Below are 18525 nucleotides of genomic sequence, written 5' to 3'. Positions count from 1 at the left end.
AAATGAGTTTGCATCCTGTAGGCATTATCGGAACAGGCAAATATGTTCCAGAACGCATTTTAACAAATAAAGAGCTAGAAGCTATGGTAGAAACGAACGACGAGTGGATCGTAACGCGCACGGGCATCAAAGAACGCCGCCTTGCGTCCGCTCAGGAAGCAACGTCAGACCTCGCGCTGAATGCTTCGCTTAAAGCAATTGCTGCGGCTGGATTAACACCGGAAGATATTGATCTTATTATTGTTGCTACGATTACTCCCGATATGTTTTTTCCATCGACAGCATGCTTGCTTCAAGATAAGCTAGGCGCCAAAAAAGCTGCCGCATTTGATCTTTCTGCCGCTTGCTCAGGCTTTATTTACGGACTGGCAACTGGATCGAGCATGGTAGCCAGCGGCATGTACAAGCATGTGCTTGTCGTAGGCGCTGAGACGCTGTCCCGCATTACAGATTACACGGACCGCAATACATGTATTTTGTTTGGAGACGGCGCCGGCGCTGTAGTGCTTGGTCAGGTTGAAGAGGGCCGCGGCTTCCGTTCGTTCCAGCTTGGCGCAGACGGCAGCGGCGGAGAATTGCTGAAAGTATCGGGTGGAGGCTCCCGCATTCCGGCGACGGAGGAGAGCATACAGACGAAGCAGCACTACATTCATATGGCAGGCAATGATGTTTTCAAATTTGCCGTTCGAATTATGGGAAGCGTGGCTGAAGAAGCGCTGCTTAAGGCAGGACTTGAGAAGGATGATATCGATCTTCTTGTGCCGCACCAAGCGAACATCCGCATTATTCAATCTGCTTTGAACCGTCTTAATCTGTCAGAGGATAAAGCGATGATTAATCTTGATAAGTATGGCAACATGTCCTCGGCTTCCATTCCGGTTGCGCTTGCCGAAGCGGTGGAGCAGGGCCGTTTGAATGAAGGAGACAAGCTGGTGCTCGTTGGTTTTGGCGGCGGCTTGACTTGGGGCGCTTCGGTGCTGGTTTGGTAGTATTTGTACTTACGCAGCTTATCTCTATAAAATAAGCCGTGGTAAGCTTTCCTCTTACGATCGGCTTACATTACAACGCGCTGACAAGCTCGGTTGCCACTTTAGTGGTACAAGCTATTGACATGCGCAAGGGGGAAACACTTTGAGTAAAACAGCATTTGTTTTTCCAGGACAAGGCGCTCAGGCAGTCGGGATGGGCAAAGATGTGTATGAGGCTTTTGATCGTTCAAGGTCGATCTTTGAGCAAGCGGATGAAGCGCTTGGCTTCTCCCTAAGCAGCATTATATTTGAAGGACCCGATGAGGCGCTTAAACAGACAGCCAACACCCAGCCTGCATTGCTTACCGTCAGCGTTGCCCTTCTTGAGGCGCTTGCGGGACGCGGCTTGAAGCCTGATTATGTTGCGGGCCACAGCTTGGGCGAATACAGCGCGCTTGTCGCAGCTGGCGTATTGTCTTTCGAGGACGCGGTCCGTACGGTTCGCGCGCGCGGACAATTTATGGAGCAAGCCGTTCCGAGCGGCCTTGGCGCAATGGCGGCAGTGCTTGGCGCGGAGCGCGAAACGCTCGCAGCGCTTTGTGCGGCTATTACAGCTGAAGGATCTGCTGTCGAGCTGGCCAATGTGAACTGCCCTGGTCAAATCGTAGTCTCAGGCACGGCTGCAGGCGTTCAAGCGGTTGTAGAGCGCGGCAAGGAGGAAGCTGGAGCGAAGCGGGTACTTCCGCTTGAAGTAAGCGGTCCATTCCACTCTTCGCTGATGAAGCCTGCTGCGGCTAATCTTCAAGAGACGCTCGCAACTATTGATATGAAGAATGCGTCTGTTCCTGTTGTAGCTAATGTAACAGCAAATGCAGCTACTGCAGCAGATGAGATTCGCTCATTGCTCGTAGAGCAGGTTTATTCACCCGTGCTTTGGGAAGATAGCGTGCGTTATTTGATTCTGCAAGGCGTAGACACGTTTGTAGAAATCGGATCAGGCACGGTGCTTGCCGGCTTGATCAAGAAGATCGACAAAAACGTTCGTGTCATTTCGATAAACAGCATCTCTGCGCTTGAAGCGCTGTAGAAGATTGATCATTAGGGTGGAGGGGATAGCATGTTTGCCAGCTTGGAAGGGAAGAAAGCGCTCGTAACCGGAGCGTCGCGCGGAATAGGCAGATCGATTGCAATTGCACTTGCCGAGGCAGGCGCAGATGTAGCGATTAACTACTCCGGCAGCGAGGCTGCGGCAGCAGAAACGGCACAAGCCGTTGAAGCGCTTGGTAGACGCGCATTAGTCATCAAAGCTAATGTCGGCAAAGTGGACGAGTTTGAAGCGATGGTCAAGGAAGTCATCGAGCAATTCGGAGCTGTAGACATTTTGGTGAATAATGCGGGTATTACTAGAGATAATTTAATCATGCGGATGAAGGAGGACGAGTTCGACCAAGTCATTGAGACGAACCTCAAGGGCGTTTTCAATGGCATTAAGGCGGTTACTCGTTCGATGATGAAGCAGCGTTCCGGCCGCATCATTAACATTTCTTCAGTTGTTGGTGTGCTCGGAAATCCGGGGCAAGCCAACTATGTTGCAGCGAAAGCTGGCGTAATTGGCCTGACGAAGGCTAGTGCCCGCGAGCTTGCTTCACGCGGCATTACCGTTAACTGCGTAGCCCCTGGATTTATTCAGACCGAAATGACGGATAAGCTTCCGGAAGAAATGCGCCAATCTTTGTCCGGCCAAATTCCGCTTGCCCGTCTCGGCGATCCGAGCGACATCGCAAATGCGGTCCGTTTTCTTGCTTCAGATGCTTCAGCCTATATGACTGGACAGACGATTCATGTGGACGGCGGCATGTATATGTAGCACCAAATAATTCTGTTAAATGGAATTAAGACGGTTACGTATGGCATTTTATCTTTAATTCTCGTATAATACCATGGAGGAGGTGAACCGGATGTCCGAAGTAGTAGATCGCGTAAAACGTATCGTCATCGACCGACTAGGCGTAGACGAAGCGGAAGTTACACTAGAAGCTTCATTTAAAGATGACCTCGGCGCTGACTCTCTTGATGTCGTTGAATTGGTCATGGAGCTAGAAGACGAGTTTGATATGGAAATTTCAGATGAAGATGCTGAGACAATCACCACTGTGGGAGAAGTAGTTAAATACATACAATCTCATACGTAAAATGGACAAGTCCCGTTTATGACAAACGGGACTTCTCTCCATCTAGGTGATCTCCAATATTTACGATTATGCACCTCGTTATAGCTTGATATACGCAACGACTTTATACCTCCTTATATTTCGAGCGTAAAGGCTCACTCCGTTCACGAACGGCATAGCTTGGATTTACCGAGAAATATAAGCAGGGTATACGCATCACTTTAACATCGACTAATATTTGACAAGATGATGCAGCTTGCACATCTATATTGCAGGACATAGAGGTGAATCGAATGAAACAAAGAGTTGTCGTTACGGGCATGGGGGTTATGACTTCGCTCGGTTCCGATTTGGAGCAATTCTGGGGTAACCTGCTTGAAGGAAAATCCGGGGTATCGGTTGTTGAGGCTTTCGATTTCTCAGAATACCCAACACGTATTGCCGCTGAAATAAAAAATTTTAATCCCGAAGATTATGGTTTGGATAAAAAAGAAGCACGCAGAATGGACCGCTTCGTACAATTTGCAGCTGTAGCTAGTCAACTGGCGGTAAAGGATGCAGATTTGCAAATTGGTCAAAATGCAGACGCTGAGCGCGTTGGCGTTATGGTTGGATCCGGTATCGGCGGACTTGGCACATGGGAAGACCAGCACAACATTTTGCTGGAGAAGGGTCCTAAGCGCGTCAGCCCGTTCTTTATTCCTATGATGATCGCAAACATGGCATCAGGCCAAGTATCGATGCTAACCGGCGCAAAAGGCCCGAACAGCACGGCAGTTACGGCTTGTGCAACAGGAACGCATTCGATTGGCGATTCGTTCAAGCTGATTCAGCGAGGCGATGCCGACGTGATGATCGCAGGCGGTGCGGAAGCGACGATTAGACCGACGGGTATGGCGGGCTTTTGCTCGATGCGCGCGATGTCTGTTCGCAATGACGAGCCGGAAAAAGCAAGTCGTCCGTTCGATACGGACCGCGATGGCTTCATTATGGGAGAAGGCGCTGGCGTGTTGGTTCTGGAATCGCTTGAGCATGCGCAAGCACGCGGAGCAAAAATTTATGCAGAGGTCATTGGCTACGGCATGAGCGGCGACGCACATCATATGACTGAGCCTGATCCTGATGGCGCAGCTCGCTGCATGGTGAAGGCCCTAAAGGATGCTGGCATCGAGCCTTCAGAGATCGATTATATCAATGCGCATGGCACATCGACTCCGGTCGGCGACCGTTCGGAAACGAAGGCAATCAAGAAAGCGTTTGGCGATCATGCATATAAAGTAGCGGTGAGCTCGACAAAATCGATGACAGGTCATTTGCTTGGTGCTGCCGGCGGGGTTGAAGCTGTTATTCTAGGCCTTACGCTCAAAAACGGCATCATAGCTCCGACCATTAATTTGGACAACCAAGATCCAGAATGCGACCTTGATTACGTTCCGAACAAACCGCGTGAAGCGAATGTGAAGACAGCATTGTCTAACTCATTTGGCTTCGGCGGCCACAATGCCTCGATCGTGATGAAAGTTTATGAAGCGTGATTCCTTTTATGAACTGCAGCAGCGGCTGCAGCTCAGTTTTAAGCGGACGAAGCTGCTGAGACAGGCCTTTACCCACACCTCTTATGTGAATGAACATAAGCGCGGGTCTGCTCAGGACAATGAGCGTTTGGAGTTTCTGGGAGATGCTGTTCTGCAGCTGCTTGTGTCGGAATATTTGTTTGCATCTTATCCGCAGCGTCCAGAAGGCGAGCTGACGAGAATGCGTGCATCGATCGTCTGCGAGCCATCCTTGGCACAATTCGCGGATCGTTTAGAACTCGGCTCTCACGTGCTTCTAGGCCGCGGTGAAGAACAGCTGGGAGGCAGGCAGCGCCAGGCGCTGCTTGCAGACTTGTTTGAGTCTTTTGTCGGCGCGATCTTCCTTGATGCGGGCATAGAGCAAACGAGAGCATTTCTGAATGAGCATATGTTTCCATTCGTTGAATCTAACGATTACGGCCTGCTCGTAAAGGATTCCAAGTCGAAGCTGCAGGAGCGCTCGCAGCATCATGGGCTTGGCGCTGTTGAATATCGCATAATTGAGGAACGCGGACCTGCGCATGACCGTGAATTTGTCGTTGAGGTATATCTCGGGGAAGAACGCTTTGGCGTTGGAAGCGGGAGAACGAAGAAGGAAGCGGAGCAGCGTGCTGCGGCTGAAGCATGGCGTACGCTATCGCAAGAGCAAGTTTAGTCAGCGAAGAGAGTGTCCAGGACAGGCCAATTGGCCTCCGGACGCTCTCTCTTTTTTTAAAGAACAAATATTGCGAAAAACAACGAAAGTCGATTGGGCGGGGGTTGTTTTTAACCGCTGTAATGGTTATCAAGGCCTAGAAATTGTGGTACAATGAGGGGTGAGGTGAAAACCAAGACATGTTTCTGAAACGGATTGAATTATCAGGCTTTAAGTCTTTCGCCGATCGAACGGAAATGGAGTTTGTTACCGGTATCACTGTGGTGGTAGGGCCAAACGGCAGCGGTAAAAGCAACATTTCGGACGGCATACGATGGGTGCTGGGGGAGCAAAGCGCGAAAAGCTTGCGCGGCGGCAAGATGGAAGATATTATTTTTGCCGGCAGCGACGCTCGCAAAGCTGTTAATTACAGCGAAGTTTCGCTTACCCTCGACAACGCAGACGGTGCGCTTCCTCTCGAATACAATGAGGTAACCGTAACGCGGCGCGTACACCGGAGCGGCGATAGCGAATATTTGATAAACAAGCAGCCATGCAGGCTAAAAGATATTACCGAGCTATTCATGGATACCGGTATCGGTAAAGAGGCTTATTCCATCATTGGACAAGGCCGGATTGAAGAGATTTTGAGCACGCGCTCGGAGGACCGCCGCGGTATTTTTGAGGAAGCCTCAGGCATCGTCAAATACAAGTCGCGCAAGCGCGAGGCGCAGAGGAAGCTCGATGAAACCGAGACGAATTTGCTCCGCATACATGATCTTGTTACAGAGCTTGAGGATCAGGTTGGCCCGCTGCGCAAGCAGTCCGAGAAAGCCATTCATTTCAAGGCGCTTAAGGAGCAGCTCAAAACAAAAGAAATATCCATGTACGTACATAACATAGAACAAATCCACGGGACATGGACGGAAGCGAACAGCAAGCTGGAGCGCTTGACACAGGAGCAGCTTCAGTTATCCACTGTTGTCAGCAAGCATGATGCGCATTTGGAGAAGGATCGCCAGCAGCTGCGGGAGCTTGAGCAGGCGCTGGATCAGCTTCATGAAGCGATGCTGCAGATTAGCGAGGATTTTGAGAAATGCGAAGGCTACGGCGAGGTTTTGAAAGAACGCAAGCGTAATTTGGAGCAGAATAAGCGGCAGTTGGAAGAATCCATAGCGGCGCAGGATGCCAGAATTGGCACGATGACGCAGGAGGAAGCGGAATTCCGCAGCCGTGCAGCTGCGCTTCAATTGCAGCTTGCCGATCTTCGCGCGAAAATCTCCAAAGAGGAAGCTCGCTTGCTCGGCGTTGCAGGCGGAGCGGTTGCTGATGCAGAGGAGACGCTTAAGAGCGAGCTGCTCGAGGTACTCAGCGCAATGGCTCAGCATCGCAATGAAATCAGGTACGCGGCACAGCAGCAGGAAACACTGCAGCGGCGTATGGTGCGAATTAGCGAGGATGAGACAAAGTGGCTGGAGCAGCAGGAGCGACTGGATGAGAGACGCTCGGAGCTAGCGGAGGCGCTTGAGTCTACGCTTGCGCGGCTTGAACAGGCAAGGAGCAAGACGCTTGCCGAATCCGAGCAAACGAGAGCGATTTCGCAAAGCCTGGAAGAGGTTACGCTAGCGATTCGGAAGTGGGAGCAAAAGCTCGACAGCCATGTTTCGAGGCGCGATACGATGAAGGAAATGCAGGATGCGCTGGATGGATTCATGCAAGGCGTTAAAGAGGTGCTCAAAGCTTCAAGGCGCGGCAACGGAGGCATCAGCGGCGTCCATGGGGCAGTAGCAGAGCTTGTGCGAGTGCCAGAACGGATTGAGACAGCTGTTGAGACTGCGCTCGGCGGCGCTTTGCAGCATATCGTCATGGAGGATGAGAAAACGGCCCGTACCGCGATCGCCTTCCTGAAGCAGCGCCAGCTTGGACGGGCAACCTTCCTGCCACTCGATGTCATTCGTGGGAGACAAGTGCCTGAGCATGACAAGCGGACTGCGGAGTCTATTGAAGGCTTCGTCGGCGTTGCGGCTGATCTGGTCAGCTCGGATTCACGTTATTCTGCAATCGTCAACAATTTGCTTGGCAACGTTTTGCTTGCAGAAACGCTTGAGCAAGCGAATCGCATCGCATCGAAATGCCAATACCGCTACCGTGTCGTCACGCTTGAGGGCGATATCGTCAATGCGGGCGGATCGATGACGGGCGGCAGCTTGCAGAAGAAGGGCGCCAGCTTGCTTGGACGTCAACGTCAGATCGACTCGCTGGATAAAGAAATTGCTGATTCCAGCAGCATGGTTGAGCAGCTGCGCAGCAAGCTAAGCGATTTGCGCAAGGAGCATTCGATACGCACGCATAACATTGAGGAGCTTCGCGCTGAAGGCGAGAAAAGCCGCATTGAAGAGCAGCAAATCAGAGCCGAGCTGCAGCAGCTTCACAATGAAGCGAAGCATTTGGATGAGCAGCGGCAGCTATATTCGGCGGACCGCAATACGCATTTATCCGAGCAAAAGGATGTTCAGGCTGCGGCTGCGGCGGCAGAGCTTCGGCTAGAGCAGCTTGTGGTAGACGAAGCAAGGCTGCAGGAAGCGATTCGCATGGCGGAGGAACGCCGCAAAGCGAGCGAATCCGCTAAGGAAGAGCTGCAGGGCCAGCTTACCGATATTAAGATCGCAGCAGCTAAGACGGATCAGGAAAAGCAATCGTTCGAGGACCAATCGGCGCGGGTTCGCGCTGATATTCAAAGGGCGAAGCAGGAGCTGGAAGGGCTGCGCTCATTATCTGTCCAGCAAGAGGAAGAGATTGCAAGACATGCGAATGAGACGGTTCAGCAAATCGAGCAGCTCAATCACCTCCGCATTAAGAAGCAGCAATGCGCGGAGCAGACGGATCTGAAGCGATCCGCGCGTGCACAGCGCATTGCCGAGCTCGATTTGGGCGAGAGTGAGACGAAGGAGCAGCGCGCTCAGCTAAGACAAGTCGAGGAGCAAATGAGGCAAACCGAAATCGCTGCTAACCGTCTGGACGTTGAGCTCGACAATTTGCTTCGCAAGCTTAGCGAGGAATACGAGCTGAGCTATGAGCTGGCCAAGGAGCAGTATCCCGTTCCGGAGGATGTTCTTGGAACGCAGAACGAGGTTCGAGACATTAAGCGCCAAATTACGTCGCTCGGCGAGGTTAATCTTGGCGCTATCGAGGAATATGAGCGGGTCAGCGAACGGTTTGAGTTTTTATCGGAGCAGAAAAATGATCTGATTGAAGCGAAGACAACGCTGTACCAGGTCATCCGTGAGATGGACGATGAGATGTCGAAGCGGTTTAAAACGACGTTTGAAGCGATTCGCGGCCATTTTGTCGTCGTATTCGCGAAGCTGTTCGGCGGAGGCAGGGCTGATCTTGTGCTCGTTGAGCCGGATCGCGTGCTGGATACAGGTATAGACATCGTTGCGCAGCCGCCAGGCAAAAAGCTGCAAAACCTGCAGCTGCTCTCAGGCGGAGAGCGCGCGCTCACGGCAATCGCATTGCTGTTTGCGATATTGCAGGTGAAGCCCGTTCCATTCTGTGTGCTCGATGAGGTTGAAGCTGCGCTGGATGAGGCAAACGTATCGCGTTTCGCTCAATATTTGCGCGAATTCTCGGAGCTGACGCAGTTTATCGTCGTTACGCATCGCAAAGGTACGATGGAAGAAGCAGACGTTCTGTACGGCGTTACGATGGAGGAAGGCGGGGTATCGAAGCTGGTATCCGTACGCTTAGAGGATGAGGAAGAGCCGGTATCCGCATAAATAAAGACAGACCGGCAATGTGAGGATAGGGAGTTGAAACGATGAGTTTTTTTAAGAAGCTGAAGGAAAGCATTGCAACGAAAACCGAAGCAGTGACGAATATTTTCAAAGAGGGCTTGTCGAAGACGCGTACGGCGTTCGTAGAGAAGGTCGAGGAGCTAATTACTCGCCGGAAGAAAATCGATGAGCAATTTTATGAGGAGCTTGAGGAAATTCTAATTGGCGCGGACGTTGGCGTTAACACCGTCATGCATCTGATTGACGAGCTGCGCGTCGAGGTGAAGAAGCGCAAGATCGAGGATGCTGCAGATTTGCAGCCTGTCTTATCCGAGAAGCTTATTCAGCTTATGAAGAGTGACGATGAATCCGGTTTGCGCATGGCGCCAAGCGGGATTACTGTTATTTTGTTCGTGGGCGTTAACGGCGTCGGCAAAACGACAACAATCGGAAAGCTTGCGCATAAGTTCAAAAGCGAAGGCAAAAGCGTGCTGATGGCAGCTGGCGATACGTTTCGAGCAGGGGCGATCGAGCAGCTTGAGGTATGGGGCCAGCGCGTAGGCGTTGATGTGATCAAGCAGCAGTCGGGATCAGATCCGGCAGCCGTTATGTTCGATGCCGTTCAAGCTGCTAAGCAGCGCGGCGTAGATGTTCTTCTATGCGATACGGCTGGAAGACTGCAAAATAAAACGAATCTAATGGAAGAGCTGAACAAAATTTTCCGCGTCATTCAGCGCGAGCTGCCGGATGCTCCGCATGAGGTATTGCTAGTGCTTGATGCAACGACAGGTCAAAACGCGCTTAGCCAAGCGAAGCTGTTCGGCGAGAAGAGCGGCGTTACCGGCCTAGTGCTGACGAAGCTGGATGGAACGGCTAAGGGCGGCATCGTCATCGCGATTCGCAATGAGCTCAGCTTGCCTGTTAAGCTTGTTGGTCTTGGCGAGAAGATGGGCGATCTGCAGCAGTTTGATTCGGAGCAATTCATTCATGCGCTGTTCGCTGGATTAATCCAGCGCGAGGAAACGCAGGATGAGGAAAAAACGGCGGAATAAGCTGTGTTTGAGTCAGATTAAGCGGCAGTCGGAGCTGCTTGTAAGGGTGACAAGGGGAAATGCTTGACAGCTGCCTATGGCGTCATGTATGATAATAAACGTTGTCAGGTGTAAAGGTGTTTACCTTGTCGGTGACACAAGCTTAATAACAGGAGGGGCTGACGGGATGAAAGCAAATGAACCAGATGCCTTATCCAAAACGACCCGTATAAACTTGTTGTTCGACTTTTACGAGCCGCTCTTGACTGAGAAGCAGCGGACGTTTCTCAAATATTATTTTCACGATGATTTCTCCCTTGGGGAGATCTCAGCCGAGTTCGGCATTAGCCGGCAAGCGGTATATGAGCATATCAAGCGTGCCGAGCAGATGCTTGAAAGCTATGAAAGCAAGCTAGGCTTGCTTGTACGGCATGAATCTTTCCAACAATTAACTGTGCAGCTCGTGAACAGCGTAAATGAGCTATCGATTGCCGAGCAAGACAGGCAGGCGCTCATGAGTGTGATCGCACAATTTCAATGAACCGATTAAATAAAATGAATGGAGGTGACGGTACATGGCAGCATTTGAGAGCTTATCAAGTCGGCTTCAAAATGTGTTCAGCAAGCTGAGGGGCAAAGGCAAGGTTTCCGAGGAAGATGTTAGCGAAGCAATGCGCGAGGTGCGATTGGCGCTTCTCGAGGCGGACGTTAACTTCAAGGTCGTGAAGGACTTTATCGCGAAAGTGAAGGAACGGGCAATCGGCCTCGATGTTTCAAAGAGCTTTACACCCGGCATGGTCGTCATCGATATCGTAAATAAAGAGCTGACCGAGCTTATGGGCGGCACGCAGAGCAAGCTGGTGAAGGCGAACAAGCCGCCAACAGTCATTATGATGGCGGGCTTGCAGGGTGCCGGTAAGACAACGACGACAGGCAAGCTGGCTAAGCTGCTTCAGAAGAGCAACAATAAACCGCTTCTTATCGCGTGTGATATTTATCGTCCCGCTGCGATCAAGCAGCTTCAGGTACTCGGTGAGCAAATCAATGCGCCGGTCTTTTCCTTGGGCGATCAGACATCGCCTGTAGAGATTGCGCGCGCTGGACTCCAGCATGCCAAAGAGAACGGCAATGATTATGTCATTATCGATACCGCGGGGCGCTTGCACATCGACGAAGAGCTGATGGAAGAGCTCAAGCAAATTCATCAAGTTACGAAGCCGGACGAAGTGCTGCTCGTCGTTGATGCAATGACTGGGCAGGATGCGGTTAACGTAGCCCAAAGCTTCCACGAACAGCTCGCTCTAACGGGCGTTGTACTGACGAAGCTTGATGGCGATACCCGCGGCGGCGCGGCGCTTTCGGTTAAGGCTGTAACAGGCTGCCCGATTAAATTCGCGGCGATGGGTGAGAAGATCGACTCCTTGGAGCCGTTCCATCCGGAGCGTATGGCTTCCCGAATTCTCGGCATGGGCGATATGCTCTCTCTGATCGAGAAGGCGCAGTCGAACATCGATGCGGAGAAAGCGAAGGAAATGGAACGTAAAATGCGTACAGCAGAATTTACGTTCGATGATTTCCTTGAGCAGATGGAGCAGGTTCGCAACCTTGGTCCGCTCGATCAAATTATGGATATGCTGCCCGGCATGAACAAGATGAAGGGCATGAAGGATATGAAGGTCGATGAGAAGCAAATCGGCCGAGTCGAGGCGATTGTCCGCTCCATGACGAAAGAGGAGAAGCAAAAGCCCGAGCTGCTTAATCACAGCCGTCGCAAACGTGTAGCTGCTGGCAGCGGCACGACGATCGTAGAGGTTAACCGCCTCATTAAGCAGTTTGACGACATGAAGAAAATGATGAAGCAATTCTCATCAATGATGGGGCCGAAAGGACCGAAGGGCGGCAAGAAAGGCCTGAAGGGCATGCTCGGCAAAAATATGAAGTTCCCGTTTTAATCGCAGTTTACTCTTTGAAGGAGGTGAATTTTCATGGCAGTACGTATTCGTTTGAAAAGAATTGGTGCTCACAAAGCTCCATTCTACCGCGTAGTAGTATCGGATTCCCGTTCGCCGCGTGACGGACGTTTTATCGAAGAGATCGGCACTTATAACCCGGTTGCACAACCGGCTCAAGTTAAGATCGATGAAGAGAAAGCGTTGAAATGGCTGCAAACAGGAGCGCAAGCTTCTGATACAGTTCGTGACTTGCTTTCCAAAGCTGGTGTTCTTAAAAAGTTCCATGAGCTTAAGCAACAGAAATAACTGTTGAACAGCGGAGGGCCTTGAGATGAAAGAATTGATTCTTGTCATAGCGAAGGCATTGGTTGATCATCCTGAACAGGTGCAAATCAATGTGAGGGATGATGACCGTGGCACGATATACGAGCTTTCGGTTCACCCCGAGGATATCGGTAAAATCATCGGTAAACAGGGACGCATTGCGAAAGCGATGCGTACGGTAGTGACATCTGCTTCCGTCAAATCGCAAAAGCGCGTCATCGTCGACATTATGTCATGATGCACGTATTGGAAGAGAGAAGGTTAGGATGCATGTCCTAGCCTTTTTTTTAATAGGCAGCTATTTCAAGACACTGCGCATATCCAAACGGCTTCGTTCTCCAACGTGGAACGATGCCGTTTTTGCATGTATAATAGGAAGATACACATATGAAGGGCTGGTTGTAATGAGCGAAAAATGGTTTACAGTCGGGAAGGTTGTTAATACTCACGGTATTCGCGGAGAGCTGAAAATACTATCGCAAACGGATTTTGCGGATGTTCGATTCGCAGCCGGAAGCAAGCTGCTCATGCTGAACGAGGAAAGCGGAGCAAAGCTTGAAGTGAAGGTCGTTAGCGCTCGTGAGAACAAAAACGTATACATACTGAAGCTTGAAGGCTTCACTGATATTAATCAGGTAGAGAAATATAAGGGCTGGGTGCTCAAGGTGTCCGAAGCCAATTTGGTTGATCTAGACGAAGGCGAGTATTATTACCACGAAATCATTAGCTGCCGAGTCGTTACAGAAGAAGGCGAAGAGCTGGGCACCATTTCGGAAATATTAAGTCCCGGCGCAAATGATGTATGGGTGGTTGATCGTCCGAAAGGCTCTGGCAAGCAGCTGCTATTGCCTGTTATCGATGATGTCCTGATCAGCGTCAATACGATAGAGAAAATCGTAACGGTCCGGTTGATGGAAGGATTGATTTAACCGATGAAAATAGATGTGTTAACGCTGTTTCCTGAAATGTTTGACGGTGTGTTTAATGCCAGTATTTTAGGGAAAGCGAAGGAGAAAGGGATCGTTACCCCTCAAGCGATCAACTTTAGAGCTTATTCGGGCAATAAGCATAATACGGTGGACGATTATCCATACGGAGGCGGAGGCGGCATGGTGCTCAAACCAGAGCCGGTTTTTGCAGCTGTTGAAGATCTAAAGCTGGATGACAACATGAAGCCGCGCGTCATCTTGCTGTGCCCGCAGGGTGCTCAGTTTACGCAGCAGAAGGCGGAGGAGCTTGCAAAGGAGAAGCATCTGGTTCTCATATGCGGACATTATGAAGGCTATGACGAGCGAATCCGCGAGCATCTCGTAACGGACGAGCTTTCCATCGGCGATTATGTTCTAACTGGCGGCGAAATTCCGGCAATGGTGCTTATCGACAGCGTGGTGAGATTGCTTCCGGGCGTGTTAGGCAACGAGACTTCTGCTGTAACAGACTCTTACAGCACGGGCTTGCTCGAGCATCCGCATTATACGCGACCTGCTGAGTTTCGCGGCTGGCCGGTTCCGGATGTCCTTATTTCCGGCCACCATGCGAATATTGAGGTGTGGCGGCGCGAGCAATCGCTGCTGCGGACGCTGCAGCGCCGTCCTGACCTGCTGAGAAGCGCAGCGCTTACAGATAAGGAACGGAAGTGGATCGCTGCACAGCTGAAGCAGGAGCCTAACAAAGCTGGCAAATAAGAGCAGCCTAAGAAAGAAACAAAGCCGCAACGGATTCCGTTGCGGCTTTCTATATATAGTTGAGTGAGATTATGGCGTATAAAAATTTTGGGTATAATAGACATTATAGCTTCCTCCAACGGCAACGCCTGTGCCAAGCTTGGTAAGCTTGCTGTCGAGCAGTGTTTCGCGATGCCCATCTTTGGAATTAATCCATCCGTAGTGTGTAAAGATGCTGTCTTGGTACCCGGCGGCGATATTCTCTGCTGCGGAGTGGTATTTGACACCCTTCGCCTTCATGCGATCAAAGGGAGAAGAGCCATCCGGATTTGTGTGATTAAAAAAGCTTCGCTTACTCATATCGCCGCTATGGCTATTAGCAGAGGCGGCAGCGAGCTTGTCCCACTCAAGGATTGGGATGCCGCGTACAGCACGTTCCGCATTTGCCAGATCAAATAGCTGCAATTCAAACGCGGCTGCAAGCTTGCTCGTATAGGATGCTTTTATTGGATTGGAAACGGCCAGATTCATACGCAACATGCCGGCAATTTTGTTTCCGTCTTGTCGGTCGATGAAAAGGGTCGTACGTTCGCTGCCGGTTGTAAAGGCATAATAGTTCTCATTCGTCTCGGCGTTTACAGCTTGACTAACAAGCTTCTTTGCCTCTGTAATTGATTGACCGATATGAATTCCGTCCGAGCTCGCCCAGCTGTCGCCGTCATTTGCGAAGAGCGCCGTAATACGATCATTTTGAACGCCAAACATCATGTAATGCTTGTAGTTGCTGTTGTAGACATGCCAAGAAAAACCATATTCGCTAGCATCGATACGTGCAAGTTTTCCATGTGTCTTTTGGAGCTGCTGAAGCGTGTCGTTTAGAGCAATTCCTCCAAGCGAGTTAACCAATTTCGGAATTTTCGCTTTAGATAGAGTGCTTGAATGCTGCTTGAGATTGTAGAAGAAGGTTAGCGCCTCTGCACGGGTAAGCTTGCCGTCCGGGATAAAGCCGCTTACGGTTGCGGATGTACGGCCATTGGATATTTTCTCATTCAGCAGCCATTGAACAGCGCTTTGCTCTGTATAGGCTTTGCCGCTGGCAGCGGAAGCAAGAAGCATTGCAGCCTGTCCGCGACGAAGTTCACTATTTTGCAGTGAATTGATTACAGGCCACCCAAGACGATTGGCATAATCATAATAGGGCTTGAACCATGCGCTGCTGCTTGAGGGAGATTCGGTAACAAGGCCGTATGCTCGGAGCAGCATGGCTAGAAACTCAGCTTCATTAACAAGCTTGTCAGGCTTAAAGGAGCCGTCGCCATAACCTTGCGTTAGATTTTGTTCAATCGCCCATGATATGTAGACGCCCGCCCAATGTTCTTTTGTGTCCTTGAAGACCAAAGACTCGGCGCTTGCGCGAGTAGGCACTGACAGGGCTAAAAACAAAAGTACTGCAATAATCCCCCCTTTTTTTATGGTAAAATATTGTTTTTTATCGGGAATCAAATTATTCACCTCTTTTTGTCGGTATGTGTCATTATTTAGTATACATGAATAGTGAATAAAAAAAGCATATTGTATTATTAGGCTGGCTGTGGTAAAATTTCTAATGTTGTTCGTAAAGTCGGACGGTCCGCTATCAGCGATGAACCGGTTCAGAGGAACTCGGTGAGCTTATAAGAACGTCTATGGTGGAAGGAGTGAATCAAATGAATCTTTTGCAAACTATTGCGCAAGAAAACCTGCGCCAAGGTCTACCGAACTTTCGTCCTGGTGACACGCTAAAAGTTCATGTAAAAGTTATCGAGGGAACTCGTGAGCGTATCCAATTGTTCGAAGGCGTTGTAATCAAACGTCGCGGCGGTGGAATCAGCGAAACTTTTACAGTGCGTAAAATTTCCTACGGTGTAGGTGTGGAAAGAACTTTCCCGCTTAACTCGCCTAAAATCGAAAAAATCGAAGTGGCTCGTCGTGGTAAAGTACGTCGCGCGAAATTGTACTACCTACGTAGTCTTCGCGGAAAAGCTGCTCGTATTAAAGAAATTCGTTAAGAACAAACGACAAGAGGGGCTTGCGCAAACAAGCTCCTTTTCGTTTTTTCTCAAGGTCATTTACATATTACAGCATATGGAAGAAGGCGGGCAAAGTGGACTCACAGCAGCGTAATGACGGGCTGGACAACGGGAATGATAATGAATTGAAAGATACGCCAAATCATACAGACTTTCAGCAAAAATTACCAGACCGTGCCGTGGCCCACGGATCCGGCTCAGGCAATCAGGGTGGTGCGTACAAGGAAATCGTGGAATGGATCAAAGCTTTAGTCATTGCGGTCGTTCTCGTATTTCTTATTCGCCAATTTTTATTTTCACCGTTTATTGTAGACGGAGATTCTATGCTGCCTAACTTCGAGACGGGCGAACGGTTAATTGTAAATAAAATTTTGTATAAGGTCCGCGATCCGAAGTTTGGAGAGGTAGTTGTATTTGACGTTCCGGAGCAAGACCGCAAATTCATTAAACGGGTGATTGGCGTACCGGGCGATACGATTAGACTTGAAGGCGATGACCTTTATATCAATGATAATAAAATCGATGAGCCTTATATTAAAGAAGCGATCGAGGAAGCACATGCGAGTGGCAAGCTGTACAATGGCGACGGACCAAATTTCCCGAATGCCGAAGTGCCTGAAATGACGGTTCCGGAAGGCATGATATTTGCTCTTGGCGACAATCGCAGCGACAGCACGGACAGCCGAATAATCGGCTTTGTAACGGATAAAGAAATAGTTGGGCGGGCTGATATTATTTTTTGGCCGCTGGACAAGCTAGATATTATTAAGCACTGGACAAAATGAGGTGAGTAAATGGCCATTCAATGGTTTCCGGGTCATATGACCCGGGCGAAGCGGCAAATACAAGACAAGCTCAAACTAATCGATCTTGCCATCGAACTATTGGATGCTCGGGTACCGCTTTCGAGCCGCAATCCGATGATTGAGGAAATTTTAAACGGCAAGCCAAGACTGATCGTCTTGAACAAATCCGATTTGGCTGATCCGAAGACAACCGAGCAATGGATGGCTTATTTCAGGAGCGAGGGCCATGAATCGATTGCAATCGATTCCTCGACGGGAACTCGCGTCAATGAGGTTCCGCTAAAGGCGAAGCAGATTTTGCATGACAAAATAGCGCGTCAAATCGCCAAAGGAATAAATCCGCGCGCAATTCGCGGGCTTATCGTCGGCATACCGAACGTTGGAAAGTCTACGTTGATCAATAAGCTGGCTGGACGAGCGATTGCTTTAACGGGCGACCGTCCAGGCGTAACAAAGGGTCAGCAGTGGATTAAGATCGGAACGGAAATGGAGCTGCTTGATACGCCGGGTATTTTGTGGCCGAAGTTTGAGGATGAGCTGGTCGGCTACCGCCTTGCGATGACAGGCGCGATAAGAGAGCAGATTTTGAACGTTGACGATATCGCCTTTTTTGCGATGCGTGAGCTGGTGGATCGGTACTGGCCGAACATGAAGGAGCGGTATGAGCTTGATACGCCTCCGAAGGATGTTTCCGATTCGGATGAAATCGTACGAGTAATGGAGGATATCGGACGTCGGAGAGGTTGTCTGCTTAGCGGCGGTCGCGTCGATTTGGAGAAGACGTCAGGCATCATTTTACGTGATTTGCGTGCAGGCAAGCTTGGACGCATCACGCTGGAAGCTCCACCTTATTGATGTGAAACGGGGGAACGTAACGTGCTGCAATATGAACAGTCGTTATGGCAAGATGGCTATATGGCGATTGCTGGAGTGGATGAGGTAGGACGAGGCTGCTTGTTCGGAGATGTTGTGGCAGCAGCTGTTATTTTGCCGCAAGGACTCGTGATTGAGGGAGTCAATGATTCCAAGAAGCTGTCCGAGAAGAAGCGGGATCAGCTATATGATATTATTTTGCAGGAATGCGTGGCTTGGTCTGCTGCTCGTGTCGACGCGGAAACGATTGACCGCATCAATATTAAGCAGGCGGCTAGGCTTGCGATGAAGTATGCTGTGGAATCCTTGCAGGTTCCTTCCGATTATTTGCTTATCGACGCGGAGAAGGTGGACGTATCACTGCCTCAGCAGTCGATAATCAAAGGGGATGCAACAAGCCAGTCTATCGCAGCGGCATCGATCGTTGCCAAGGTTACTCGCGATAGGCTCTGCGCGGAACAATGGGAGCAGGAGTATCCAGAGTATGGGCTCGCTGTACATAAAGGCTACGCGACGAAGCTGCACCGCGAGCGATTGCTTGAGAAAGGGCCAAGTCCTTTGCATCGCAGGTCGTTTCTCGGCAACTTGTTTTCGGAGGAGCAGCTCGTGCTCTTCTAAAGAAATAGCTTCTGAAAAATAAGGAGCAATAACGCTTGATTGATGGTACGAGGCAGAGGAATGCC

General features: G+C 50.2%; 19 protein-coding genes. 18 read left to right on the top strand and 1 reads right to left on the bottom strand.

Annotated elements, in window-relative coordinates; translation table 11 throughout:
• Positions 1-2: 2 nt before the first annotated feature.
• The 14 genes from AC2TDN_RS06155 (at position 3) to trmD (ending at position 14115) form a co-directional block, all read left to right on the top strand.
• Entirely contained in the window at positions 3-989 is a 987-nt protein-coding gene (locus tag AC2TDN_RS06155) for a beta-ketoacyl-ACP synthase III (RefSeq protein WP_484687325.1), read from the top strand.
• A gap of 142 nt (positions 990-1131) precedes the next feature.
• The gene (fabD, locus tag AC2TDN_RS06150; protein WP_482065575.1) at positions 1132-2055 is read left to right on the top strand and encodes an ACP S-malonyltransferase; all 924 of its coding nucleotides are present in this window, start codon (positions 1132-1134) and stop codon (positions 2053-2055) included.
• A gap of 30 nt (positions 2056-2085) precedes the next feature.
• The gene (gene fabG, locus AC2TDN_RS06145; protein WP_053375685.1) at positions 2086-2835 is read left to right on the top strand and encodes a 3-oxoacyl-[acyl-carrier-protein] reductase; all 750 of its coding nucleotides are present in this window, start codon (positions 2086-2088) and stop codon (positions 2833-2835) included.
• 91 nt (positions 2836-2926) lie between these two features.
• The gene (locus tag AC2TDN_RS06140; protein WP_053375686.1) at positions 2927-3160 is read left to right on the top strand and encodes an acyl carrier protein; all 234 of its coding nucleotides are present in this window, start codon (positions 2927-2929) and stop codon (positions 3158-3160) included.
• Between the two features lie 272 nt (positions 3161-3432).
• Entirely contained in the window at positions 3433-4674 is a 1242-nt protein-coding gene (gene fabF, locus AC2TDN_RS06135) for a beta-ketoacyl-ACP synthase II (RefSeq protein ID WP_484687324.1), read from the top strand.
• Positions 4664-5368: a ribonuclease III gene (gene rnc, locus AC2TDN_RS06130; protein WP_482065572.1), complete on the top strand. Its 705-nt coding sequence runs from the start codon at positions 4664-4666 to the stop codon at positions 5366-5368. The genes fabF and rnc overlap by 11 nt, the downstream gene beginning before the upstream one ends.
• A 179-nt stretch (positions 5369-5547) precedes the next feature.
• On the top strand, positions 5548-9126 hold the full coding sequence (gene smc, locus AC2TDN_RS06125) for a chromosome segregation protein SMC (RefSeq protein WP_484687323.1): 3579 nt from the start codon (positions 5548-5550) through the stop codon (positions 9124-9126).
• A 41-nt stretch (positions 9127-9167) separates the two neighbouring features.
• Positions 9168-10175 (top strand): signal recognition particle-docking protein FtsY, encoded by a 1008-nt coding sequence (gene ftsY / locus AC2TDN_RS06120; protein WP_482065570.1) that lies wholly within the window; start codon positions 9168-9170, stop codon positions 10173-10175.
• Positions 10176-10341: 166 nt separating this feature from the next.
• Positions 10342-10695: a putative DNA-binding protein gene (locus AC2TDN_RS06115; RefSeq protein WP_482065569.1), complete on the top strand. Its 354-nt coding sequence runs from the start codon at positions 10342-10344 to the stop codon at positions 10693-10695.
• Positions 10696-10729: 34 nt separating this feature from the next.
• Positions 10730-12106 carry a signal recognition particle protein gene (gene ffh / locus AC2TDN_RS06110; RefSeq protein ID WP_484687322.1) on the top strand — a complete coding sequence of 459 codons (1377 nt, stop codon included), beginning with the start codon at positions 10730-10732 and terminating at the stop codon, positions 12104-12106.
• A 33-nt stretch (positions 12107-12139) separates the two neighbouring features.
• A complete protein-coding gene (gene rpsP / locus AC2TDN_RS06105; protein ID WP_053375694.1) occupies positions 12140-12412 on the top strand; it encodes a 30S ribosomal protein S16 in 273 nt (90 codons plus the stop codon).
• 25 nt (positions 12413-12437) lie between these two features.
• Entirely contained in the window at positions 12438-12668 is a 231-nt protein-coding gene (locus AC2TDN_RS06100; RefSeq protein ID WP_482065567.1) for a KH domain-containing protein, read from the top strand.
• 166 nt (positions 12669-12834) lie between these two features.
• Complete coding sequence (rimM, locus tag AC2TDN_RS06095) at positions 12835-13359, top strand: ribosome maturation factor RimM (RefSeq protein ID WP_482065566.1); 525 nt, start codon at positions 12835-12837, stop codon at positions 13357-13359.
• Positions 13360-13362: 3 nt separating this feature from the next.
• Positions 13363-14115 (top strand): tRNA (guanosine(37)-N1)-methyltransferase TrmD, encoded by a 753-nt coding sequence (trmD, locus tag AC2TDN_RS06090; protein WP_484687321.1) that lies wholly within the window; start codon positions 13363-13365, stop codon positions 14113-14115.
• 69 nt (positions 14116-14184) lie between these two features.
• Here the strand turns inward: trmD and AC2TDN_RS06085 are convergent, their stop codons facing one another.
• Entirely contained in the window at positions 14185-15597 is a 1413-nt protein-coding gene (locus AC2TDN_RS06085; RefSeq protein WP_484687320.1) for a CAP-associated domain-containing protein, read from the bottom strand.
• A gap of 203 nt (positions 15598-15800) precedes the next feature.
• Here AC2TDN_RS06085 and rplS point away from each other — a divergent pair, with 203 nt between their 5' ends.
• The 4 genes from rplS to AC2TDN_RS06065 all read left to right on the top strand — a co-directional run bounded on the left by rplS (position 15801) and on the right by AC2TDN_RS06065 (position 18460).
• Positions 15801-16142 (top strand): 50S ribosomal protein L19, encoded by a 342-nt coding sequence (rplS, locus tag AC2TDN_RS06080; protein WP_053375699.1) that lies wholly within the window; start codon positions 15801-15803, stop codon positions 16140-16142.
• A 200-nt stretch (positions 16143-16342) separates the two neighbouring features.
• Positions 16343-16948 (top strand): signal peptidase I, encoded by a 606-nt coding sequence (lepB, locus tag AC2TDN_RS06075; protein WP_482065663.1) that lies wholly within the window; start codon positions 16343-16345, stop codon positions 16946-16948.
• Positions 16949-16957: 9 nt separating this feature from the next.
• Positions 16958-17824, top strand: coding sequence for a ribosome biogenesis GTPase YlqF (ylqF, locus tag AC2TDN_RS06070; RefSeq protein WP_482065563.1), 867 nt, complete (start codon positions 16958-16960; stop codon positions 17822-17824).
• A 21-nt stretch (positions 17825-17845) separates the two neighbouring features.
• Positions 17846-18460 (top strand): ribonuclease HII, encoded by a 615-nt coding sequence (locus tag AC2TDN_RS06065; RefSeq protein ID WP_484687319.1) that lies wholly within the window; start codon positions 17846-17848, stop codon positions 18458-18460.
• Positions 18461-18525: the final 65 nt, after the last annotated feature.

The sequence above is a fragment of the Paenibacillus sp. Y660 genome, from assembly GCF_057221575.1.
This window is presented reverse-complemented; position numbering and strand designations above follow the sequence as displayed.